Annotated in this window: 32 protein-coding genes, 1 pseudogene and 1 riboswitch; of the genes and pseudogenes, 7 read left to right on the top strand and 26 right to left on the bottom strand. The window is 34.3% G+C overall.

Annotated elements, in window-relative coordinates; genetic code table 11:
* Positions 1–26: 26 nt before the first annotated feature.
* The 8 genes from BN55_RS09935 to BN55_RS03420 all read right to left on the bottom strand — a co-directional run bounded on the left by BN55_RS09935 (position 27) and on the right by BN55_RS03420 (position 2,567).
* Positions 27–182, bottom strand: a complete 156-nt coding sequence (locus tag BN55_RS09935; protein ID WP_008470386.1) for a hypothetical protein — start codon at positions 180–182, stop codon at positions 27–29.
* Positions 183–198: 16 nt separating this feature from the next.
* Complete coding sequence (locus BN55_RS10205; RefSeq protein ID WP_156408983.1) at positions 199–342, bottom strand: hypothetical protein; 144 nt, start codon at positions 340–342, stop codon at positions 199–201.
* Complete coding sequence (locus tag BN55_RS03440; RefSeq protein ID WP_008470382.1) at positions 335–673, bottom strand: hypothetical protein; 339 nt, start codon at positions 671–673, stop codon at positions 335–337. Before BN55_RS03440 ends, BN55_RS10205 begins: the two co-directional genes overlap by 8 nt.
* A gap of 2 nt (positions 674–675) precedes the next feature.
* On the bottom strand, positions 676–876 hold the full coding sequence (locus tag BN55_RS03435) for a hypothetical protein (protein ID WP_040469199.1): 201 nt from the start codon (positions 874–876) through the stop codon (positions 676–678).
* Positions 870–1,160: a DUF771 domain-containing protein gene (locus BN55_RS03430; RefSeq protein ID WP_008470379.1), complete on the bottom strand. Its 291-nt coding sequence runs from the start codon at positions 1,158–1,160 to the stop codon at positions 870–872. Before BN55_RS03430 ends, BN55_RS03435 begins: the two co-directional genes overlap by 7 nt.
* Before the next feature lie 177 nt (positions 1,161–1,337).
* Entirely contained in the window at positions 1,338–1,514 is a 177-nt protein-coding gene (locus tag BN55_RS09930) for a hypothetical protein (RefSeq protein WP_008470377.1), read from the bottom strand.
* Between the two features lie 58 nt (positions 1,515–1,572).
* Entirely contained in the window at positions 1,573–2,352 is a 780-nt protein-coding gene (locus BN55_RS03425) for a phage repressor protein/antirepressor Ant (RefSeq protein ID WP_008470376.1), read from the bottom strand.
* Positions 2,352–2,567, bottom strand: a complete 216-nt coding sequence (locus BN55_RS03420) for a helix-turn-helix domain-containing protein (RefSeq protein ID WP_008470375.1) — start codon at positions 2,565–2,567, stop codon at positions 2,352–2,354. The genes BN55_RS03425 and BN55_RS03420 overlap by 1 nt, the downstream gene beginning before the upstream one ends.
* A gap of 268 nt (positions 2,568–2,835) precedes the next feature.
* Between BN55_RS03420 and BN55_RS09545 the strand changes: the two genes are divergently transcribed.
* From BN55_RS09545 to BN55_RS03395, 5 genes are all read left to right on the top strand, one after another.
* Positions 2,836–3,228 (top strand): helix-turn-helix domain-containing protein, encoded by a 393-nt coding sequence (locus BN55_RS09545; protein WP_008470373.1) that lies wholly within the window; start codon positions 2,836–2,838, stop codon positions 3,226–3,228.
* 4 nt (positions 3,229–3,232) lie between these two features.
* On the top strand, positions 3,233–3,661 hold the full coding sequence (locus BN55_RS03410; protein ID WP_008470372.1) for a M48 family metalloprotease: 429 nt from the start codon (positions 3,233–3,235) through the stop codon (positions 3,659–3,661).
* Positions 3,662–3,856: 195 nt separating this feature from the next.
* Positions 3,857–4,072: a hypothetical protein gene (locus tag BN55_RS03405; protein ID WP_008470371.1), complete on the top strand. Its 216-nt coding sequence runs from the start codon at positions 3,857–3,859 to the stop codon at positions 4,070–4,072.
* A 136-nt stretch (positions 4,073–4,208) separates the two neighbouring features.
* Positions 4,209–4,412 (top strand): hypothetical protein, encoded by a 204-nt coding sequence (locus tag BN55_RS03400; RefSeq protein WP_008470370.1) that lies wholly within the window; start codon positions 4,209–4,211, stop codon positions 4,410–4,412.
* A gap of 150 nt (positions 4,413–4,562) precedes the next feature.
* Positions 4,563–5,723, top strand: a complete 1,161-nt coding sequence (locus BN55_RS03395; RefSeq protein WP_008470369.1) for a site-specific integrase — start codon at positions 4,563–4,565, stop codon at positions 5,721–5,723.
* Between the two features lie 164 nt (positions 5,724–5,887).
* Here BN55_RS03395 and BN55_RS03390 read toward each other — a convergent pair.
* The 6 genes and pseudogenes from BN55_RS03390 to BN55_RS03365 all read right to left on the bottom strand — a co-directional run.
* Positions 5,888–6,529 (bottom strand): annotated as a pseudogene (locus tag BN55_RS03390) (DNA-processing protein DprA); the annotation flags it as partial.
* A 50-nt stretch (positions 6,530–6,579) separates the two neighbouring features.
* A complete protein-coding gene (locus BN55_RS03385) occupies positions 6,580–7,338 on the bottom strand; it encodes a ribonuclease HII (RefSeq protein WP_008470365.1) in 759 nt (252 codons plus the stop codon).
* Positions 7,335–8,174 carry a ribosome biogenesis GTPase YlqF gene (gene ylqF, locus BN55_RS03380; RefSeq protein WP_008470364.1) on the bottom strand — a complete coding sequence of 280 codons (840 nt, stop codon included), beginning with the start codon at positions 8,172–8,174 and terminating at the stop codon, positions 7,335–7,337. The genes BN55_RS03385 and ylqF overlap by 4 nt, the downstream gene beginning before the upstream one ends.
* An 11-nt stretch (positions 8,175–8,185) precedes the next feature.
* Complete coding sequence (locus tag BN55_RS03375; protein ID WP_008470363.1) at positions 8,186–9,613, bottom strand: S41 family peptidase; 1,428 nt, start codon at positions 9,611–9,613, stop codon at positions 8,186–8,188.
* Between the two features lie 9 nt (positions 9,614–9,622).
* Positions 9,623–9,853 (bottom strand): YozE family protein, encoded by a 231-nt coding sequence (locus BN55_RS03370; RefSeq protein WP_008470362.1) that lies wholly within the window; start codon positions 9,851–9,853, stop codon positions 9,623–9,625.
* 6 nt (positions 9,854–9,859) lie between these two features.
* Positions 9,860–10,711 carry a DegV family protein gene (locus BN55_RS03365; RefSeq protein WP_008470361.1) on the bottom strand — a complete coding sequence of 284 codons (852 nt, stop codon included), beginning with the start codon at positions 10,709–10,711 and terminating at the stop codon, positions 9,860–9,862.
* A gap of 127 nt (positions 10,712–10,838) precedes the next feature.
* Between BN55_RS03365 and trhA the strand changes: the two genes are divergently transcribed.
* Positions 10,839–11,504 carry a PAQR family membrane homeostasis protein TrhA gene (gene trhA, locus BN55_RS03360; RefSeq protein WP_008470359.1) on the top strand — a complete coding sequence of 222 codons (666 nt, stop codon included), beginning with the start codon at positions 10,839–10,841 and terminating at the stop codon, positions 11,502–11,504.
* Positions 11,505–11,537: 33 nt separating this feature from the next.
* Here trhA and BN55_RS03355 read toward each other — a convergent pair whose 3' ends face one another.
* Positions 11,538–12,737, bottom strand: a complete 1,200-nt coding sequence (locus BN55_RS03355) for a CCA tRNA nucleotidyltransferase (protein ID WP_008470358.1) — start codon at positions 12,735–12,737, stop codon at positions 11,538–11,540.
* Positions 12,738–12,821: 84 nt separating this feature from the next.
* On the opposite strand from BN55_RS03355, the gene BN55_RS03350 reads away from it, so the two are divergent.
* Positions 12,822–13,715 carry a YitT family protein gene (locus BN55_RS03350; protein WP_008470357.1) on the top strand — a complete coding sequence of 298 codons (894 nt, stop codon included), beginning with the start codon at positions 12,822–12,824 and terminating at the stop codon, positions 13,713–13,715.
* A 27-nt stretch (positions 13,716–13,742) separates the two neighbouring features.
* Here the strand turns inward: BN55_RS03350 and BN55_RS03345 are convergent, their stop codons facing one another.
* The 11 genes from BN55_RS03345 to BN55_RS03295 all read right to left on the bottom strand — a co-directional run bounded on the left by BN55_RS03345 (position 13,743) and on the right by BN55_RS03295 (position 23,012).
* Positions 13,743–15,002 (bottom strand): tetratricopeptide repeat protein, encoded by a 1,260-nt coding sequence (locus BN55_RS03345; protein ID WP_008470356.1) that lies wholly within the window; start codon positions 15,000–15,002, stop codon positions 13,743–13,745.
* A 93-nt stretch (positions 15,003–15,095) separates the two neighbouring features.
* The gene (locus BN55_RS03340) at positions 15,096–15,371 is read right to left on the bottom strand and encodes an HU family DNA-binding protein (RefSeq protein WP_008470354.1); all 276 of its coding nucleotides are present in this window, start codon (positions 15,369–15,371) and stop codon (positions 15,096–15,098) included.
* A 176-nt stretch (positions 15,372–15,547) separates the two neighbouring features.
* Positions 15,548–16,855 (bottom strand): ribosome biogenesis GTPase Der, encoded by a 1,308-nt coding sequence (der, locus tag BN55_RS03335; RefSeq protein ID WP_008470352.1) that lies wholly within the window; start codon positions 16,853–16,855, stop codon positions 15,548–15,550.
* Between the two features lie 79 nt (positions 16,856–16,934).
* A complete protein-coding gene (gene rpsA / locus BN55_RS03330; RefSeq protein WP_008470351.1) occupies positions 16,935–18,140 on the bottom strand; it encodes a 30S ribosomal protein S1 in 1,206 nt (401 codons plus the stop codon).
* Positions 18,141–18,202: 62 nt separating this feature from the next.
* Positions 18,203–18,868, bottom strand: coding sequence for a (d)CMP kinase (gene cmk, locus BN55_RS03325; protein WP_008470350.1), 666 nt, complete (start codon positions 18,866–18,868; stop codon positions 18,203–18,205).
* 107 nt (positions 18,869–18,975) lie between these two features.
* Entirely contained in the window at positions 18,976–19,569 is a 594-nt protein-coding gene (locus BN55_RS03320; protein WP_008470349.1) for an ECF transporter S component, read from the bottom strand.
* 76 nt (positions 19,570–19,645) lie between these two features.
* Positions 19,646–19,760: riboswitch (FMN riboswitch) on the bottom strand.
* An 84-nt stretch (positions 19,761–19,844) separates the two neighbouring features.
* The gene (locus BN55_RS03315; RefSeq protein ID WP_008470348.1) at positions 19,845–20,519 is read right to left on the bottom strand and encodes a LysM peptidoglycan-binding domain-containing protein; all 675 of its coding nucleotides are present in this window, start codon (positions 20,517–20,519) and stop codon (positions 19,845–19,847) included.
* Between the two features lie 81 nt (positions 20,520–20,600).
* Positions 20,601–21,317 (bottom strand): pseudouridine synthase, encoded by a 717-nt coding sequence (locus BN55_RS03310; RefSeq protein WP_008470346.1) that lies wholly within the window; start codon positions 21,315–21,317, stop codon positions 20,601–20,603.
* 1 nt (position 21,318) lies between these two features.
* Positions 21,319–21,924 carry an SMC-Scp complex subunit ScpB gene (scpB, locus tag BN55_RS03305; RefSeq protein WP_008470344.1) on the bottom strand — a complete coding sequence of 202 codons (606 nt, stop codon included), beginning with the start codon at positions 21,922–21,924 and terminating at the stop codon, positions 21,319–21,321.
* A gap of 4 nt (positions 21,925–21,928) precedes the next feature.
* Complete coding sequence (locus BN55_RS03300; RefSeq protein WP_040469196.1) at positions 21,929–22,657, bottom strand: segregation and condensation protein A; 729 nt, start codon at positions 22,655–22,657, stop codon at positions 21,929–21,931.
* Complete coding sequence (locus tag BN55_RS03295; protein WP_008470342.1) at positions 22,644–23,012, bottom strand: hypothetical protein; 369 nt, start codon at positions 23,010–23,012, stop codon at positions 22,644–22,646. Before BN55_RS03295 ends, BN55_RS03300 begins: the two co-directional genes overlap by 14 nt.
* Between the last annotated feature and the right edge of the window lie 2 nt (positions 23,013–23,014).

Here is a 23,014-nt window from a genome sequence, read left to right as displayed (position 1 = left end):
TTATTTTTGTTGGAGAAGTAATTGAGTTATTTTGTAATCTCAATCATTTCTCCTTTTTTGATGCGATCAGAAATTACGCTTCCAAAGAATAATTGATGATGTCCTTGCTGCTCCCCGTCTGTCATCGCATTGCTTGAAAAAAATAATCCTCTTTGTGTTTCAAATGAAAGCTTGCTATCCATTTGTATTACCTCCCTTTTAAAGTCCAAATTTAACTACTCCAATTACTACTCGGATAACTGATACTAATAATGTCACGCCTGTTAACAGCACGATTGCTAAAGCCCATACAGCCCAGAATGTACTATTGGTTATCAAAAAATTCTTCATCCACTTAATCATTTTGTTTGCCTAACTGTTGATTTAAATCTTCTACTTGAGCTCTCAAGTTATCGACTTCGTCTTGCAATTCAAGATTTTCATCATCACGCATGCTAATTTGAGTATCCATATCCTCCATTTCGGCCTTTAAATTAATAATTTTTTTCTTAAGATCTTCCTTTTGTTGTGTTACTGTCTCAGATACCTCAACAATTAGAACATTAACTAATCCAGCTAATGCTTCAGTTTGCTTAGCCGAAAGATCCGCATCAACTATAAAATTCTCAATTTTGGTTCTATATAAAGAATCTACAGATTGCATCAGTGTTAGAAGCTCTCGTCCATCTACCATGTTTATTCCTCTTCCTTGTTGTGAAGTCCACCAATTTTGACATAGTTCATAATATTGGCTTGTACCCAAGACTCCATATCTGCTTTGAGAAATACGCCTAAATCGTTCATTAGCTTTTTAGTGTCTAAATCAAAATCAAATGACATGTTTCTTAGATCGTTGATTTTGTTTTTGGTTTTTTTATCTAAACTCATATCTACCAAGGCAATTTCTCCTTATTCTTTTCCATCCAATTAGCGGCTTGCTTTTCATAAATGCGAAATGAACTGCCTGTACCGGGATGAATATTTGCTACAAAGTCTGGCTTGTATTTATAAAAGATCTCTGTCTTGATCCAATCCAAACTCTTGCCAGGACAATATTTCTTTTTGAATTGACCTAACGTAATTGTTTTGCCTTCAATGGATTCTTTAGGCACAAAACCCATTTCATCCATGATTTCAACAATGGCTTGCTTAAGTTCATCTTTAGAAATGGTCACTTGCATATTTGCCACCTCACATTTTTATCTGTCTGCACTCATTAGCTCTGCCACTAGCTTTGCAATTTGCTCTGGCGACTTATTAGCTTTCATTTGCTTAATAGTGTAATCTCTTAATTCTTTCAAAAATTCTTCGTCCATTTTTTAATCCTCATCTTTTTACTCTGCTAAGGTAGCTTTAAATTAAAGCTTTGTTTTGCTGAGTAAATGGTTTAAAAGTGCTTGATTGACATAATCAAGTGCTTTTTTTGCATCCGTATAATTTGTATGATGTTTTTTTAAAACATTAATGAGTTCCTCGGTTAATTCGTTAGATTTCATTGGTATATCATTGCCTTCGCGCACTGAAAATATAATCATTTTTTTCTCCTTTTCATTTGCTGAGGATCTTTAGTATTTTTCGCAAATAATGTCATTCTTAATACCTTTGCTCTTTCAAAAACTTGTTAATGAAGTATTGCTGACCTTTGCCTGTTACTTTTGGAGTCTTGTTAATTGAAGTTGCACCATTTGAGTGGTTAATGGTAGTTTCCTTAATTTTGAATAAGCCTAAATTCATTGACTTTTGCGTTGGCATATTCCAATCAGAACCTTTTCTTGAAATTAAATATCCGTGTTCTCTAAGCCAACTAAATAATCTGGTTGCACCGATCTGAATTCCATTGCCACGCAAGATCTTGGCTAAATCTCCAATTAAGATTGTGGTGTGACTAGTTGCTACTGAATCAGCAAATAAAGCTTTAGGCTTCATTTCTTCGATTTGAATATCCTTTTGCTTAAGCTGGTTAGCAGCTTGCTCAAGTAAATCAGCCAGTGTTTTTCCTGAACGGTCGTGCGTTATGTCATATGCTTTCTCATCGGTCATATAAACGCCGGTCTTATTGATAGCCGGTAGAACTTCATGAGTTACCCAACGCTTAAATTTATGAGCATTAGGTAATTTACTTCCAAGGATCAAGCTGTACATCCCTGACTCATTAACAATAGTTTGGTTAGGATTTCCTCTTGTAATACCGTCGCGAATTGCGACGGTATTCTTATCATCATCATCGACATGCTTATTTAGCGCATCTCTAGTATTTGAATAGCCTAGAATTGTTGCCAAATCTTTTCCAACAAACCATGGCTCGCCATCAATTTTTAAAGCTCTGAATCCTTTTCCTTCAAAATTAAATAGCTGCATTTTGTTTTTCATCATTATTCACCTTCCATTCCCAAAATCTTATAGATCTTTCTTCTAGTCTCGACAGATTGAGGATTTGCATCTCCATTAATTGCTCGACTAACGACCCCTCTATTTAATTGAAGAGTGTCAGCAATCTCCGCCTGTGACCATCCTTTTTCAAGCATTTTCTTTTTTATTGCAATTGTTAAAGCTTGCTTTGCTTGATCTAGTTGTTCCTCTAATGGCATTATTAATTCACGTCCCTTCATTTTTTGTGCAAAAAAGTTAATATTTAATTGATAACTTCACACACATGGTGTAATATCTAGATATAAGAAATAAGCATTAACAAGTAATCATCACACACAATTTGACAGATCGTTAGATGTTTGCGGTTAATATTTTCTTATTACTTTTACCTGACAGAAATAATAATAGCACACACTGTGTATTTTGCAACAGATAAATATTAATTTATGTGTGCTTTTATCTGTCATAATCTAGGAGAACCTTGATATGACAACAAAGAATGGATATGTAATTTTTTCAAAAATTCAAGAAATAGCTAACAAACGAGGAATGAGTATTAGACAAGTTGCACTCAAATCCGGATTTAACAGCCCAAATGCTATTTACCGTTACAAGCAGGGCGTTTCACCTCGTAAAACCACACTCAATGCAATTGCTGAGGCACTTCACACTACTCCTGAATATTTATTGGGAGAAACGGATGATTGGCAAAAACATAAATCTGCACAAACAAAAAAAATTAATCTTGATGAATTAGAAGATGATACTGTACTTGCTACACTAAATGGTAAGCCACTTAGTGATAATACGAAAAAAAGGTATTACGCTCTTCTTAAAGCATTAGATGAAACGGATAACGAAAATAAGCAAAGAAAGTGATTAGATGATTGACGGTCATGAATTAACGATGGAATACTTAAAACAGTTCGCCGATAAACACGGCATCCGAATTATTTGGGATTCTCATGGGGAGCCTTATGATCTACCTGCATCTGATTCTAAACGTAATGCAGTAATAATGAATATGAATTGGCATGATGTAAACGATCTTTGTAGACATTTATCACATGAAATGAGTCATGTTATTCATGGAGATTCTACTGCCCTATATGAAGCCAGCGATGGTAGTAAAGCTAGAGCAGAAAGTGACGCTGATAAATTAGCTGCTATTATTTTAATGAGATATTATTTTGAAGAAATTCCAGAAAGTGAATGGAACGTCGATCAATTCATGCATTATTACAATATTCCGGCTTACTTACGAGATCATTGTGTTCGAGTAGCAAAAGATCTATGCAAAAGATCTATATAGTAGATTTTATTTTTAAGAAAAAAAGCTACCCTTTCGGATAGCTACAGGATATGAAAATAAAAATTGGAGGTTTGTTAATGACTGAAAATCATAACAAATGAATAAGTAAAATTGATATTACTAGTTAGGAACCTTCATGTATATTCGTCCAAAGGTGTCAATGACGTTAAACTTATACACTACGGAGGAATAATAATGAAAAAGAGATATATAATTTCAGCTACAGCCTTAGCTTTGCTAGGATTAACAGTAAGTGCATGCTCTAATCAAACACGATCTACTACTAGCTCAGCTAAAAGTGCCAAAACAGTAAAAAAAGCTAAACACAAAGTTTCTAAGAGAATTAAACAGAATAAGAAAAAGTCTGTAGCTAAAAAAGATTCTAAGAAGAATAAAAAAGGCAAAGGCTAATCAACCAAAGCCTCAGAATAAGCAGGCTAATAATCAGCAGAATGCCAATTCAAGCCAGCAACAACAACCTCAGCGTCAGCTAACTCAAGGTGAGATTAATAGACAGCGAGGATACGATCCTAAAGGTGCCCCTACTTTGCAAGGACAAGATCATGCAGCTGGTGCAAATCCTAATGGCTCTCCAGATGCTTGGGTACAAGGTCAAATTGATTGGGCTAAGCGCAATGGATATATGAATGCCGATGGCTCTTATACTCAGAAAGAAAAAGACCTAGACCAACAAACGCAAAATGACGACTATAGTTCCGATATTCCGCAGATGCCTAATCCTGGAGAATAAACAAAAAGCTCCGTGACTAATCACCCACATCACGAAGCCAGAGAAGCGCTAAGCCTAATCAACTTAGCACAAAAAGTAATTTTCGAGACAAAAAGATCTCTCAGAGTCCTTTTGTCTCCTCTATTGTAGAAGATTGGGGGAAATTTATCAATGGGCGTTTACAAACGTGGCAAAACATGGACTGCTAGAGTATTTTGGCGTGACCAGCATAAAGCCCGTCATAGCACATCTCAAGGCGGATTTAAGACCAAGCGAGAAGCTACTCTTTGGTTTGATGAAAAAAACACCCAGCTTAATAAGGGTGTGAGCATTGGTTCTGATCCTGTCTTCGTAGAATACTTTTGGAAATGCTACAAGGTGTTTACTGAACCTCACTGTCGCCCTGAGACAAAAAGGTCTTTTGGATCAGCTCGCAAAGTACTTGAATCCTATTGGGGCGACACTAGAATTAAAAGTATTACCCCTATGAAGTGGCAAGCATTTTTAAACTATTTAGCTAAGCATTATGCTAAATCGAGTATTATAATGTATCACAAAAAATATCATGTTGCCGTTAAAAGAGCAATTCAAGAAAACATCATACTTAGCGATTTTACTTATGGGTCTAAAATCAGTAGAGGATCACATAAAAGAACTAAAAAAGACAAAGTCAAGCTTCCATCTTTAGCACATATACAAGACATCTTAAATAAGCTCTTGGAAAGACGCTCCCCTTTTTTGATGTCAGCATCAGAAATCACTAAATATGGGCGTAAGGCGGGCAAAGATAAAGGTAATATTTGTGATTATGTCTTAATCATGCAAATCTTGACCGGCGCCAGAATTGGCGAAGCATTAGCGCTTAGGCAGAAAGATCTGCATCCCCAAAATAATACAATTGATATACACCATTCCTTTGATAGTATTACCCGAGAGCTGGGCCCAACAAAAACTGCACACTCTTATAGAACTATTGTGGTTCCACCTCAAATATTTTCATTATTTGATGAACTGCAAGAGCATAATCACTCAGAGTATGTTTTCGGATCTCCAACCACAGGACTTCCTCCAGCCGAAAGAAGCGTAGGATTCGAATTAAAGCGTGTATTAGCTATTTTAAATTTGCCTATGGATGGTTTTACCACCCACACTTTAAGACACGCACAAGCTGCTATATTGCTTCATAAGAAAGTCGATTGGTATTATGTCATGCAAAGAATGGGACATAGTAGTTTACGAACAACGCTAGATACTTATGGATATTTGATTGAGGAATCTAAGAAAATCGACGAGAGTCAAATAGTCGGGCTCTTTGAAAATACATTCTTTTAGAGATATAATTAATCCGTTAACACAAAAAAGCTATTGCGATAAAATCGTAAATAGCTTTTTTTGTGTGCCAAATGTGTGCCAACTTTAAAACTTTTATATATTTCTATAGTTTTATGTTTATCATAAATACTGATAAATCAATATTCTGGTTCTCCATATTTTTATATTATGTTTCGCTCTGGAAATCTGAAAGGCAATGGCGGAGTATCTGGTAAATATTCACTTAATAATAAACCATGTTTAATAATTTCTTTTTGTAATTCCATGTTTTGTCGTGGATAAAAATGATTCAAACCATTTCCAACCACGGCAATAGTTTCACCATTATTTTTTAGTGTTTCTTCGTGAGCAATTCCATCTACGCCTTTCGCTAAGCCGCTGGCTATAACAAAATCTTGTTTTATAAGATTAGGCACAAGTTCTTGTAAAACCTTGCGACTATATTGCGTAGGAGTACGTGAACCAACAATCACTGTTATCTTTTTCTTTAGTAACTCTAAATCTCCTCTAGCAAATAACACTATTGGTGGATCAAAAGTTTCTTTCAGTTTATCAGGATATATTGGATCAAAAATGGTAATTACTTCACATTGTAATAAAATTCTTTCAATGCATTTTTCAAAACGAACATCTGTCATTGCATCAAAAATTTTATTACGTAGATCAGATGATAACTCTAATTCATTAATTAAGTCAAAATTTATTTTTTCTTCGTAATATCCCAATTGATCAATGACTTTTTTAATAGACGCATATCCTAAGCCTTTTTGTAATTTTAATCTTAGGCAAAATTCTTTTGGATTCATCAAAAAATACCTCCATAGTGTATTACACAAATTGAAGATATTTTTATTAATTAATTTTTATTAAATTCGCTCACTGGAGCAAAAGTCATTCGATGTATTGGAGTTGGACCATATTTTTTTAATGCTTCAATATGTTGTTTAGTGCCATATCCGGCGTTTTGGTCAAAACCATATTGCGGGTATTTTTCGCCATATGCATTCATTAAGCTATCTCGAAAGACTTTAGCTACAATACTTGCTGCCGCAATTGAATTAGACTTGCTATCGCCCTTAATTAAAGATGTTTGGGGTAAATCAACAGGAACATTCATGGCATCAACAAGTAAAGCATCAGGTTTTATCGTTAAGCCTTCGACTGCATGCGCCATTGCTACGCGATCAGCTTCATAAATATTTATTTGGTCAATCACATCATTATTAGCTAATCCTACACTGACTGCAACAGCCTGATCTAAAATTTTAGGAAAAAGTTCTAAGCGCCTTTTAGGTGATAACTTTTTTGAGTCATTAACATCAATTAAGTCAAAATCTTCTGACAAAATGACAGCTGCTGTTACGACTGGACCGGCCAAAGGACCACGCCCTACTTCATCAACTCCGGCAACTTTTAGTCCTTTATCCCAATACTTTTTTTCAAAAGAAAAACGCTGCAAAAAAGCTTCTTTTTTTACAGCTAATTTTTCTTGCTTTTTTAAATATGAGTTAATCAGTTTTTGGACACCTTTTCTAGGGTCCTGGCTTAACTCATCTAATTGCTCTTTTGAAACGTGACAAGAAGCTAATAATTGCTTAATTTCGGTAACTGTCATCTTAAATCAAAAGTTATCCTTCCTATTCGTCCTTTTCTAAGACGCAATAACATAAATTTAGAAAAACGTTCATAATCGTCTCGCATCCCATAATTTTGAGTCATTTCTAACAATAGATCTGGATCTGACAAATCATTAATTTGGTCAATATTAAGTCGTGCAAACTTTTCAAGATCTTTAGTGTAGTTTTCTTTTAGAAAATTAATTGCAAATAATGCCACGTCGTCCGCGTGAAAAATATCTTCTTTAATTGCCCCACAAGCAGCTAGTTTATAACCAACTGTTTGATCAGAAAATTTAGGCCATAAAATACCTGGAGTATCAAGAATTTGAACATTAGTTTTTGTCTTCAACCAGCTTTGGCCTTTGGTGACACCTGGTTTATCGCCGACAATAGCTGCATTTCTTCCCACTAAACGATTAATAATAGTGGATTTACCACAGTTAGGGATGCCGGCTAATGCAACTCTAATCACTGGATTAGAGGCGCCTTTTTGTTCAAGTTTTTCAGTTTTTTCTTTTGCAGCTAATTTAATTAGCTTAAACAAAGCTGTCATATTGGTATTATGTTGGGCATCCATTGACATGACAAAACTGCCCTCTTTTTGGAAATATTTAGTCCATAGTTTGGTTTGAATAGGATCTGCTAAATCAGACTTATTCAAAATTACAATATGCGGCTTTTTCTTAGTCAATTGTCCAATCATAGGATTACGTGAAGAAACTGGAAGTCTTGCATCTAGAACTTCGATCAATACATCAATTAAATCTAAATTATCTTCTAATTGATTTTTAGCCTTATTCATATGACCTGGATACCATTGAATATTAGCCATTTTTATCCCTCCTAATAATTTAAATTTAAAGCCTTCTGCATTGCAGGATCATTGGATTGCAATTTTTGTGCAGCAGCTAAATACAAACTCTGACGCAAACTAGCATCTACTTGTCCTGTAGGCTTTAAATTATTAGCCTTTTGGAAACTAATTACCGCATTTTCAGTTTGCGAATCAAATACTCCAGTTAAATGCGTAGTCATATAGTCTAAAGCGGTTAAATACTGCTGCAAAATTGCTACATCTAATCCCATCGTATTTTTCTTTAAAACCTGACTAGTTTGAAATTGTGGTAAATCAGCTAAAGAAGATATCTTAACAGGATAAGTAGGCTTGATACCTTTATGATTAATCCAATCTCCATTTGGAGTCAACCATTTTGCAATAGTGTATTTATATTCTACATTATCGCTAGCGCCGACTTCTTGTACTGTACCTTTGCCAAAACTAGTTTGTCCCACAGTAACTGCACAATTATTTTGCACCAAAGCCGCAGTAAAAATCTCACTAGCACTGGCAGTATTACTATTAATCAAAATAATTGGTTTCAGCTTAGTTTTAAAATTACCTGCTAACTTATTTGAAGAACGAATAACTTTTTTGTCTTTTCTACTTTGGTAGGTCATGATTTTCTTACCATTAGGTAAAAAGTAAGAGGCTGATTCTAATGCACCAGACATTACGCCACCAGGATTATCTTGCAAATTAATAATCAATTTTGGATATTTCTTGGTATTAATATTTTTAAGAGCCTTTTTAAGGTCTTTGCTGGTATTGGAATCAAACTGACTAATGGTAATAATCGTTGCATTTTGATCATTTTTAACAGAAACACTAGATTGCTTGATAGTTGCACGAGTTAAAGTGACTTTGAATTCTATGTTATTGCGTTTAAGCTGCAAAGTAACCTTGGTACCCTTTTTACCTCTAACTAAACCAGAAACTTTTTGAAACTCATTAGCAGAAATTTTTTTACCATCAACTGCTATGATTTCATCTCCCGGCCTAATATTGCTCTTAGAAGCAGGAGAATCGCTGACAATAGAATTAACTAATATTTTATTGTCTTTAACTTGCATTTGAATGCCAACGCCGCCAAAACTATTGCCTTCCAAAACGCTATTGACTTGATCTTGACTACTTCCAGATAATTGCTCTGAATAAGGATCATTTAGACTGCCAAGCATCCCATTAATTGCACCTTGCTGGAGTTTACTTGTATCAACTTTTCTGTAATAGGTTTTTTCAAGCTGATTATAAACTTTTTCAACACTAACTAAAGGCGAATTTTGACTCTCATAGTATTGATAGCCATATACTGCGCCGCCACCAATCAAAGCGCCACAAATTCCGGTTAATATAAATTGAGCTGGTTTAGAAAAATAAAATTTCTTGTTGCTTGTTTGTTTTTGAAGTTGATCAGATTCATTCTTACTCATTATTTTTCCTTAATTGCTCATTTTATCTAAATACATTTGATATGCTTCATCAAAAATTGTCATGCTTGGTAAATATGGAGCATTCAATTCTAAATATTCAGATAATTTTTCATAGTCTTGCTCTTGTTTTGGAAATTGACTGTCATTTTGCGCATTATTTGCGAACTGGGCAACATCATTTATAGAATCAGGATCTTTTTGAGTCATCAAAAAACGATAAAAACTCTCTCTATAAGCCATTTTTAATTACTCCACATAATATAAAATTGCATAAGCCCCATTGCCTGCGTGAGTAGCAATAATTGGGCTAGTTTCTTTAACTAAAACATCGATATTGGGGTTAATTTCTTTAATCTTGTCTGCGAACTCTTGCATTACTTCGGGAGTATCAACATAAGAAATTCCCACTTCTTTGATGCGATCTTTATTTTTTTCAATATCAGCTAAGACTTTTTCATCAAATGCCTTTGAAAACTTCTTGCCGCGACCTTTTTTAGCTACCTCTAGCTTTCCGCCTGGCATCTTCAATGCAATTCTGATATTAAGCAGAGTAGCAATGCGTCCTGACAAAGCACCTAAGCGTCCACCTCTAATCAAGTTCTTCAAGTCAACAACCATCATATTTAATTTTTGGCTTTGTTTAATTTTGTTAACATGGGCCAAAATTTCATCCATTGACTTACCAGCTTGTGCGTCTTTAGCGGCTGCTAAAACTTGGAATCCTTCTGCTCTATCAGTTAGTTCAGAATCAACTAAAACAATATCATCGCTTTTACCAATTATTTCTGCTGCTTGACGGGCTGCATCGATTGTTCCGCTTAAGCTTCTAGCCAAAAAGATCGCAATAACTTGACTACCATCACTAGTTAAATCTTTAAACGTTTTCTCAAATACTCCAATTGATGGTTGGCTAGTCTTTGGCAATTCAGCAGCTTCATTCATCTTTTTAACAAAATCAGCTCGTGTAATATCTACCCCATCTACGTAATTTTTACCGTCAATAGTTATGGTCAATGGAACTACAGTAATTCCATATTTTTCGATTTCTTGAGAAGTTAATTGTACTGAAGAGTCAGTAACTACTTTTATCTTTGTCATATTTGTCCTTCGTTTCTTAGCTTGATTTTAGCAATCTATTCAATAATTTTATGTTAGAATTTAGCTAATAGATACAAGCACTAGTATATCAAAAATATAAAAATCAGTTAAAAGGAATTATAATTTTATGACATTAAAAAATATCTGGACTGAACAACCTGAACGTTCTAGGGCCTATAAGATTGTTGATAATACTTTTTCAGCAATCACTCATGGAATCGGCTTTGGTTTATCTGTTGCTGGATTAGTGATTCTGATCATCAAAGCAGCTCAAAGCGGCAGTGCTCTAAAAATTGTCTCTTTTACTTTATATGGTGTAAGTTTAATCTTACTCTATTTATTTTCAACGCTATATCACAGCCTAATTTTTACTAAGGCTAGAAAAGTATTTCAGGTCTTTGATCATTCATCAATCTTTATTTTAATTGCTGGCTCTTATACACCGTATGCTTTAGTGGCTATTGGCGGAGCCAAGGGATGGATTATTTGGAGCATCATTTTAGCTTTAGCAATTACTGGAATTTTGTTTTACATCTTTAATCAAGGTAAACATGTGGTTTTAGATACTATAATCTATGTCGCAATGGGCTGGTTTGTTATTTTAGCTTCCAATTCCCTAATTCCTGTTTTAGGACCAATTGGATTTGCACTTTTGGTTTGGGGCGGAGTTGCTTATACAATTGGTGCGATTTTATTTTCAATGCGTCGAATTCCATTTATTCACGTCATCTGGCATTTATTCGTAATGCTCGGTTCAATCTTGATGTATTTTTCAATTTTATTGTACGTATAAAAAGAGTTGACTTTCTGAAAATCAACTCTTTTTTTAATTATTTAGTTCTAATAAAAACTGACTGATTTGTGCCTCATCATTATCAATCTTACCTTCAGTAACAGCTTTTTTAATGTCTGTTAGAATTTCGCCAATTCTAGGTCCAGCTGGAATACCATTTTTTAACAAAAAACTACCATCGATAGCTAATTCTTGTGCATTTTTAATTGGAAGAGCTTCATAGCGATCAATCAAGGCTTGACCATTAATTGGCTGGCCTAAAATATGCGCTAAATCTATTGTTGAAGCAATAGTCTTTAGATTTGAATTAAATAAGTCAAAATTAGTTGGATCCTGAGCACTCACAAGGTCAAAGAATTCTACAATTTCTGCTACTTGTCTTTCCATTGCATTTGAATTTTTCCATTTTCTCATGAAGCGCGCAATTTTGTTAGTTGGAATTTTTAGCAAAATAATCATCAATGCCCATAGATTAGCTTCAGTTGTTGGTGCAAAATTTAATTTTGGAAAAATGGACAAGGCATCTTTTTTACCTTTAAAACACGGTACTTGCTCAGATAATTTGGTATCTAAAAAGACCTGAAATGCAGCCTGACTGCCCTTTCCTAGCCCCATTTTTACAAACTCGTCTCGAATTCTTTCTACAGAAATTTTAGATAAGAGTTCATGATTATCCGCAATTGCTTTTTGCGTTTGATCTTCTAACTTAAATTGTAATTGGCTCATAAACCGAACCGCGCGCATCATTCTTAGTGCATCTTCATGAAAGCGATTTTCGGCCTTACCAACAGCTTTAATTAATTTTAAGTCTAGATCCTTTAGTCCATCAAAATGATCAATTAAATTGCCATCAACGTCCATTGCTAATGCGTTAATGGTAAAGTCACGTCTTTTCAAATCTTCACTCAAATTTTGAACAAAGGTTACGTGATCGGGACGGCGAAAATCTTGATATCCTGATTCGGTTCTAAACGTCGTAATTTCATAACTGTTATTTTCAAATAAAATTGTAACTGTGCCGTGTTTTATCCCGGTATCGATAGTTCTATCAAAAATTTCTTTAACTTCCATTGGATAGGCGCTTGTTGCGATATCAACGTCGTGAATATGGCGATTCAATAATAGATCTCTAACGCATCCTCCAACAAAGTAAGCTTCAAAACCCGCCTCATTAATTTTTCTTAATACCGGCAGCGCGTTAATAAAAACATCTGGTAAAGTTTTGATTCTCATTTTTTCCTCTTCTTTATTTTTATATTTAAAAATTTAGTGGTCAGATTTTGTTAAAATATATATATGTGGAAAGAAGGCATATTTATGATAAAAAAATATATGAATAAACAACTATTAATTCAATTGTTTATGATCGCCTTGGGATGCAGTATTTATGCTTTTAGTCTGGATAAAATAAGTATTCCCAATAGATTAGCCGATGGAGGCATTAGTGGGATTGCATTGCTGTTAAGATACTGGTTTAACATTAACCCAGGTCTTTCCACTTTAATTCTAAATATTCCTTTAATTATAATTGGTTATCGCTTTATGGGCAAACGGCTATTAGCATTAACCATGTGGGGAACAGCCTGTCTTTCATTTTTCTTATGGTTTTGGCTGCATATATCTATTATAAACCAAATTAATCTTAATCATGACCTTTTTATTTCAGGTGTTTTAGCTGGTCTATTTTCTGGCTTTGGGATTGGTTTAGTTTTCAAATATGGTGGCACAACTGGCGGTACAGATATCATAGCTAGAATTTTAGATCTAAAGTTAGGTGTTCCAATTGGCAAATCTCTCCTAGCCTTAGATGCATTTGTTCTTACTATTTCTCTTACTTATTTGGATATTGAACATATGATGTATACTCTTTTAGCTAGTTTTGTTTTAGCTAGAATTACTGACTATGTTCAAGAAGGATCTTATGCGGCTAAAGGGCTCTTAATCATTTCTGATAAAAATATGGAGATTGCCAAGATGATTGATCTTCAATTAGATCGTGGCTATACCTTCTTAAATGCCGAAGGCGGCTATAATTTGACTCCTAAAAAAGTTATTTATTGCGTTGTATCTCCTAGAGAAATTTCTAATGTCCGCAATTTAATTTTAAAAATTGATCCACATGCCTTTGTTTCAATAATAGATGTTCATGAAGCTTTAGGACAAGGGTTCAGTTTTGAGCGAAAGAAACACCATATTATATTTAAAGATTAAATAAAAAGATCTCGTTGCGAGATCTTTTTATTTTTCCATTGATAAATCGTCATACAATGCCTGCATTTCACTATCTTCTGGAACTAGTTGCAAGTATTTTTCTAACAAAGCCTTAGTAGTATTGTTATCGGCAATCTCTCTAAAGAAAGTTAACATCTGTTTTAAAAAGTCAGGATTGTTTTGGAAACTTGGATATGCGAGTAGGAATTCACTCTTAGCTTTGTCATATTTTTCTAAACGTTGGTAAGACAAAGCCATATTCCAGTGGGCTTGTGGTTCTATTTGATCATCTTCTAAATCTTCAAATAACTTTAGGTTTTCAAGATCTTTATTTTCATGTAAATAAAGATTTGAAAGTTGCAGACGCAAATCGCTATTGTCTGGAGCAACTTTAAGGCCCTTCTTAAGTAATTTTTCCGCCTGTTCTTTATCGTTTAAGTTAGCAGCAGCTCTTGCTCCTAAGCTATATAAAGTTTCATCAAATTCATTATAGGAAAGTCCAGTCTGTGCTGCTTGAAGGACTTCTTCATTGTTATTTTCATTAGCATAAGCTCTAGCAAGCAATGGATAAGCGTTCACATAATCGGGTTGAGTTTCAATAACTTGATCCAAAAACTTAATAGCTTCTTTATTATCGCCGTTAGCAAGCATAATTAATCCAGCCTCATATTGAGCGTCGATGGTCAGCAAGTCTGTGCTATTTTTCTTAATAATCTTGCTTGCCTCCTCATAGTCACCGATTTGAGCTAAACAGGCTGCAATACGTTGTGAAATAACAACTTCGCCAAAAGTTTTAGTAGTTTCAAACAACTTACGATAATTTTTTAAAGCTTCCTCAAAATTACCAGACATATAATCTAGTTCAGCTAAACCAAATAAGATTGCTTCTTGATCTGGAGCGTTATTTTGAGCTTCTAAGAGCTTTTGCTTGGCAGCCTCTATAAGACCATTAGTTTGATAGTAATCTGCTTGAGCAAGCAAGCTTTCAACGTATGCGTCGCTTTCTTTGCTGACTCCGTATAGCAAAGTTAAACCATCGTCTTCTTGACCATCATTCAATAATATTTCTGCTAGATATACTTTAAAAATATCTTCATGAGGAAATTTAGCTATTAAAGCACGATATACTTCTTTAGCCAAATCAGAAAAACCAAGATCAGTTAAATTTTCAGCTAAGGATGCTAAAGCTTCCGGCTCATCGTTATCAAGAGCCTTTTTTAATAAAATATTTGTTTCTGAAAAATCATGATTTTCAATGGCATCTAACAATTCTTGTGAATATTTCATTTTGTCACCTTATCTCTATAACTAATCTTATTTTACACAAAAAAGACATTAAGCCAAAAAACTTAATGTCTTTATTTGCAATAATTTTGTTAATTACTTAACTGCATCCTTAAGAGCCTTACCTGGCTTAAATGCAGGAACCTTAGAAGCTGGAATTTGAATTTCAACACCAGTTTGTGGGTTACGACCCTTACGAGCTGCACGGTTACGAACTTCAAAAGTACCAAAACCGATCAATTGAACTTTTTCACCTTTTGCAAGATCTTCTTGAATTGAGCTAAAAATTGCGTCAACTGCAGCAGCTACATCTTTCTTAGTTAAGTTAGTCTTTGAAGCAACTTCAGAAACTAATTCAGCTTTATTTGCCATTCTATTCACCTCCTGAATTGAACCTTAAGGGTTCAAAACTTACCTCGAAACTTTGAGATAAGGAAGAATGATGACTACCAATCATTGTCCTCTGCAATTAAAGTTATCACACCAAAGGCGTCACTACAAGCTTTTTCAAGAAATTTTTGTTTAAATTAAACATTTGCATGTAGCAATTATTTTCTTTTACGTGCCAAAATTTTAATTGGCGTTCCCGTAAAATCAAAATTTTGTCTTAATTGATTGATTAAAAATCTCTTATACGAAAAGTGCAATAATTCTGGATCATTGACAAATACTATAAATGTTGGAGGATTTGTAGCTACTTGAGTCATATAATAAATTCTCAGTCGTTTACCATTAACTAGTGGAGTCGGAGTAATTCTAGTAGCTTCTAGCAATAGATCGTTCAAGACACTAGATTGAATTCGACGATTTTGATTATGGTAGACTTTATCGACTAAGTTTAATATATCAGGAACTCTTTTGCCTGTTTTTGCTGAAACAAAAATAATGGGCGCGTAGTCTAAATATTGAAATTCACGTCTAATGGTATCTTCAAAGTCCTTCATACTTGAAGAGTCTTTTTCAGGCAAATCCCACTTATTTACCACAATGATTACACCACGTCCAGCGTCATGAGCATAGCCAGCAACGTGTTTATCTTGTTCGCGAATACCTGTACTTGCATCAAGTACTAAAAGAGTAATATCGCTGTTTTCAATGGCTGATACTGCACGTAAAACAGAATATTTCTCGGTTTTTTCATAAACTTTGCCACGTCTACGAATACCAGCCGTATCAACAATCGTATATTTTTGACCATTATGATTAAATGACGTATCAATGGCATCTCGAGTCGTACCTTCCATATCGGCCACGATAACTCTTTGCTCGCCTAAAATAGCATTGACTAATGAGGATTTACCTACATTAGGACGTCCAATGACACTAAATCTAATGGCATCATCTTCGTGCTGGTTAGCTTTATCGCCAAATTGGGCAACAATTGTATCTAATAAATCACCAACTCCAGTTCCATGACTTCCGGAAACAGGAATTGGATCTCCGAATCCTAAACTATAAAAATCATAAATATCATTTCTTTGTTCAGGATTATCAGCTTTGTTGACTGCCAAAATAACTGGCTTTTTAGTACGATAAAGCATCTTAGCGATTGTTTCATCCATTGAAGTCAAATGATTGGTTACGTCGCCTAACATCACGATTACATCAGCTTCATCAATAGCTATTTCAGCTTGAGCTTTGATTTGCTCATCGATTTCACCACTGTCTAAAGTAATACCACCAGTATCAATGAGAATAAATTCGTGTCCCATCCATTCTGCTTTAGAATAGATTCTATCACGTGTTACACCGGGTTCGTCTTCTACAATGGCCACACGAGATTTGATTATTCTATTAAAGATGGTTGATTTTCCTACATTAGGACGTCCAACCAAAGCAACAATTGGTAAAGACATTATAAAGCTCCTTTCTTTATGCTAAAAATTCTAGGTAATAAAAAAGCTGGCCGGAGCCAGCTTTTTAGATTAACAATAATTAATCCTTGTCCTTAAGTTGATCACCGATGATGTCACCCAAAGCAAATCCATTATCATTGTCATTCATGTACTTCTTAACGGTTGAGTCTTCGTGACGACGACGTGGACGTGCATTTGATTCTTCATTGTTTGCGCTTGGATCAGCTTGTTTAATTGACAATGAGATTCTTCTATCACTTGGATCGATGTTCAAGACCTTAACTTTAACAGTTTGGCCAACTTTCAAAACATCGCTAGGCTTTTCAACATGTTTGTTTGAAATTTCTGAAACATGTACTAAACCTTGAATTCCATCAGCAACTTCTACAAAGGCACCGAATGAAGTTAAAGTCTTTACTTCACCTTCGATAACTTCGCCTTCAGTTAAGCTTGAAGTAGCTTCTTCAAATGGTGATGGCAAAGTTTGCTTAATTGAAAGGGAGATGCGGTGTCTGTCGTTATCAATTCCAATAACCTTAACCTTAACATCTTGACCAACCTTTAATACATCACTAGGCTTATCAATATGCTTGTAAGAAATTTCTGAGATGTGAACTAAACCGTCTACACCACCAACATCAATAAATGCACCAAAACCAGTTAAACGAGAAACTTTACCTTCAACAGTGTCGCCAACAACTAATTGGTTAGCTACGTTTTCAAAGGCTTCTTCACGTTCTTTTTCAATTAAATCTTTTCTGGAAAGAATTAAACGATTCTTGTTAGGATCAATTTCAGTGATCTTCAAGTTCATCTTCTTACCAATGTAAGGTTTAAGATCTGAAACGTAACGGTTTGAAATAAGTGAAGCTGGTAAGAATCCTCTAGTACCAACATCAACCAATAAACCACCACGAACAGCACCAGTTACAGTACCTTCAACAGTTTTGCCTTCTTCGAAGACCTTTTCTAATTCAGTGTATGCTTCTCTTTCCTTCAAACGAGTTACTGAGAAGAAGAATTCACCGTTTTCCTTGTCGCCACCAGCTCTTCTGAGAACCAAAGCCTTGAACTTATCACCTGGTTTTACCAAGTCGCGTAAATCTGCGTTACGATCTGCAGTAAATTCGCGCTTAGTGATGACTCCTTCAACACCTGCGTTTTCTACACCAACAGCAATTTGACCGTCTTCAACATCTAAAACTTCAACATCTACAATGTTTCCGACTTCAACTCCTTGCATTTGCTTTAAAGCATCTAAAAATTGATTACTATTATCTGACATAAGTACCTCCCAATATCAAACTCCATTTTAAAGTAAATGAAAGCTTTTTTCTACTCTTTTGATTAATTTTTTTTATTTTTTTCAATTAATGCAGTAATTTCTTGAACTACTTGATCAATATTTAAGTTTGTTGTGTCCAATTCAATCGCATCATCAGCCTTTTTTAAAGGCGAAATTGCCCTATGAGAATCTTTATAATCTCTAACTTCGATATCATGTTCAATATCAGCTATGTCTTGATGAATACCCTTTTCTTTGAAATCTAGAAATCTTCGTCTAGCTCTCGATGCAACACTAGCAATTAAAAAAATCTTAACTTGCGCATCAGGCAATACTGTAGTTCCAATATCTCTACCATCCATGATGACATTATTCTTGCCAGCCATTTCTCTTTGTAAATTAACCATTTTTTGGCGTACGCCTTTTAAGGCAGATACTTGAGAAACATTCTCGGTTATTTCAGGGGTCCTAATTGCAATGCTTGCGTCTTTACCGTTAACGTAAACTTTTTGCTCATTACCCTCATTTTTAAACTCAATTGTACTTTGATCAATTAAATTTAAAATAGCTTTTTCATCCGAATAATCTACGTTACCATCACGTGCAATCAATGTACATGCGCGATACATGGCACCGGTATCAATATAAATATAATTTAAGTTTTTAGCTACAATCTTAGCGACTGTACTTTTTCCAGCAGAAGCTGGTCCATCAATAGCAACCTGCATTAATTAATAAAAATCCTTTCATTTCATTTTTCTTTCTTTCAAAATTCTAACATAAATTGTATAAAAAAAGCAGACGTTACAATAAACGTCTGCGAGTTAAATTTTTTTTAGAAATGCTTTCTTACGAAACTCTTAAATGGTGGTAATACAGTTTTAGCAAGTAAAACAACTAAAATCCCGTTCACACATCCCTTAACAATGTTAAATGGAACGATTGCCGAAACGATATAGGTCAACATATTAGAGCCTAACTTAAATCCTGCAAATTTAATATATAACGGAGTTAAAACAAAATAATTAGCTGCTGCCATCACAATTGTTAAACAAATAGTACCGACAATTAGCCCTAAAATTTGGTAACCAATTTTTTCATCATGGTTTTTACTAATATAATAAAAAGGCAAGATATAAGCTAAACATGCTAGAAAGGCTGCCACTTGACCTACTAAAGAAAGTAGGTTAAATCCTGAAATTGCTAAACTTAAGATACCCTTAAATAATGCAATCATTATACCACCAATAGGTCCAAATACTAAAGTACTTAAGGCTACTAAGGCATCAGAAAAGTCCATTTTTAAATAATTAAAGCCAGGAATAATTGGAACTTCTAGCTTCATAATTAAGAAAGCTAAGGCTCCAATCATAGCCCATGACAACCAATAAGTTAAACTATATGAACTAACATTTTCTTTTCTCTGCATTTTTATTCTCCTCACAAAGAAACAAAGGTCTGTTGCTTCAGCAACAGACCTTTAAATAAAACCTTAGTTATTTATAGTCTGTCTTCTCTCATCTAGACTTTACTATCGGTACCAGAATATCCTGGTTCGGCCAAATTGGCTCGCGGACTTTTACCGCCGGTCGGGAATTTCACCCTGCCCTGAAGACAACATCCTTATATTTAATTATTACACTTCTTATAATAAGACTTTACTAATAAATTGTAAATAAAAAGATGTACTTTTTGTACATCTTTTTACTTTAGCCTTAATTCTTGACCTAAACTCAGGGAATCTCCACTAATACCATTCAATTGACGTAATTGATCAACACTCATATTATTTTGAGCTGCTATTGCCGATAAAGTATCACCGCTTTTAACGGTATATGAACTGCCTGAATGACGACTAGTCGTTTGTTCAGAACCAGCATTTTGTGAAGCATAGCTATTTTGATAATTGTTTTGGTTGTAAGAATTATTTTGAGTATTTGTATTCTGAGTATTAGTTTGTTGAGTATTTTGTGTAGTTGAAGTTTGCGATTGTTCAACTCTTCTTTGAGGAGTCGACTTTACTGCTGACTTTTTACTTTGAGAAGACTTAACACTACTACTCTTTTTAACTTTCTTTGAAACCTTAGACTTCTTCTTATCACTACTTACTTTCGAAGAACGCGGTATTTCTTTTTCAGCTAAATTCTTACTGTGATTACCGAATTGTGAAAAAATTAACGGAAATGCAGCAATTAAAATAATCGCAACAATTATCAAACCACTCCAAAGAGAAGTCATATTCTTATTTTTCTTTTTCTTTTCTCTAGAGCTATCTAGCTTATTATCATCAACAAATCGATGACTATGGCTCTGTCTTCTAGAGGTACTGGGTCTTTCAAAATGTTTATAAGGACCTTTTTCCGGTGCTTGGTTACTCATTATGATCCTCCAATGTAATAGATTCAAATAAATTTTAGCATAGCTGCTGCTTTGTTGCATCCACTTTTAAAATTAAATTAATTATTTAAGATTTTTAAGCTGTTTAATTTCAGAATGTGATAATTCTCTATATTGGCCAGAAGTCAATGATTGTAGCGTTAAGAAAGCATATTTCTCACGTGACAGTTTTTCAACTAAATGATTAACTGCTTGGAACATTTTCTTTACTTGATGATAATGTCCTTCGTGAATCGTTAATTGAACTATTTGGGTTTGTTTTTTATAATCAGTCTTTCTTACTTTAACTTTAGCTGGCGCACTCTTTTTACCGTCTATTTTTACGCCATGCTTTAAGCTATAAATTTCTTCTGGCTTTAAAATACCCTTTATTTTAGCGACATAAACTTTAGGCACTTCATTACGTGGATGCATTAGCTTATTAGCTAGCTCACCATCATTAGTCATTAGTAATAATCCTGAAGTATCGTAGTCTAACCGTCCAATAGGATACAAACGGTATGGGATATCTTCAAAAAAGTCCGTGACAGTTTTTCTTCCTTTGTTATCTTTAGCCGAAGAAATTACGCCACGTGGCTTATAAAACAGATATGTGTGTAAACTTTCTTTTTCAATAGGAACACCGTTAACTTCAATATCATCCTCATTATCAACTTTTGTTCCCAATTCAGTTACTAACTTACCATTTACTTTGACTTGGCCGTCAGTAATCAATTTTTCCGCTTTACGTCTCGAAGCAATACCTGCTTGAGCGATGACTTTTTGCAATCTTTCTGACATGTTAATCTCCTAATTTATCATTGTTTTCTAAATGAGCGTCAGCTTTTCCTTTACTTTCAAATAAGTCAACTTGTCCATTTTCGTCAATATCTTCAGAAAAGTTTTCAATAAGCGGCAAATCGGCTAAGCTCTTATATCCAAAATATTGCAAGAAATAATCAGTAGTGACATAAAGATTAGGATGTCCTGGAACATCTTTTTTGCCATCTATTTTAACTAAACCGCGCCAAATCAACGTTTGAATGGCACCAGAAGAGTTTACGCCTCTTATTTCATCGATTTCAATTCTAGTAATGGGTTGACGATATGCAATAATAGATAAAATTTCTAAAGCTGATTGACTCAAACTTTTATTGACATCTTTTTGAAAGAACTTAGAAATTACATCAGCACATTTTGGACTAGTAGTTAATTTAAAAGTATTATTTATCAAAATCAGCTGCAGCCCTGAATCCGCTCTTTTATTTAGATTATCTTTTAAATGATTTGATAATTCACGCAAAGCAGGTTGTGATATTTCTAGCAGCTGACACAAAATTTCTTGTTCAACGCCGCTATCTCCAGCTGCATACAAAACTGCTTCTAATTCTGCTTGTTTATTTGCCATTACTTCACTCTTTTTCTAAAGTTAAATCTCCAAAATCTTGACTCTGTTTAACTGATATTTTATGATGCCGACACAATTCTAAAACAGCTAAAAATAAAGATATTACTTGATCTAAAGTTTCAAAATTTTTTAAACATGCAAAAAAGCTTAATTTTTTAACATGTTCCATTTTTTCATGCAAATAAGTCGTCATATCTTCAATAGATGTTTCTTTTACTTCAATACTGCCAGCATTTGGCTGTCGCATTTTAAATCTATGAATGATCAAAGCAAAAGTATTTGCCAGTTGATCACTACTAACCTCTCCTAGAGGCAATGGATCAATGGCTTTTTGCTTAGCTACAGATGGTTCTTTAGAAATCGTTATTGGTACTTCAAGATTTCTTTGTTTGAAATATTCAGAAACTTTCTGGAAAACAGAATATTGAACAAGCTGCTCTACTAATTCAGAACGTGGATCTTCAATTTCTTGCTCTGGCTCAACAAAATCATTTTTTGGTAACAAATATTGTGATTTTATACGCAATAATGTAGAAGCCATCACAAAATATTCGCCTGCAATTTGCAAATCTAATTCTTGCCACTTAGCCAAATGAGCAAGATACTGACCTGTGATTTTAGCAATCGGAATATCATAAATATCAATTTTTTGAGAACGAATCAAATGAAGCAGCAAATCTAATGGCCCGGTAAAGTTTGGAAGGTCTAAAGTTAAATCACTATCTGGCTGCATTTTTATCGTCCCGTTCAACGTATTTTAATAAGTAAGTATAATCCGGCATTGCTGAAATCATCTTATCAGGATAGGCATGTTGAAGCTCTGTGATGACTTCTTTTTCGACATCAGCTGTTCTAAAACTAGGATCAAGCGATAAATATCGAATCACAACAAAATCATCGCTTTCTTGCACAGCGATAATGCCTCTGCAATCTTCGTCGCTACCTTTAAATATCAAAACTTGGTATTGATTTTCTTCTTTATAAAGTTTCATCTCTTCTTGAAGATTTTCAAGATTTTTAAATTCAGGAATATAAGAAAGAAAACCCATAACCTGCTTTTCATAATTTTTCTTAAATTTACTAAGCATAA

Source organism: Lactobacillus hominis DSM 23910 = CRBIP 24.179 (assembly GCF_000296835.1).
GTDB classification, from domain to species: domain Bacteria; phylum Bacillota; class Bacilli; order Lactobacillales; family Lactobacillaceae; genus Lactobacillus; species Lactobacillus hominis.
The sequence above is the reverse complement of the archived record's forward strand: the minus strand, read 5'-3'. Positions and strand labels throughout refer to the sequence as shown.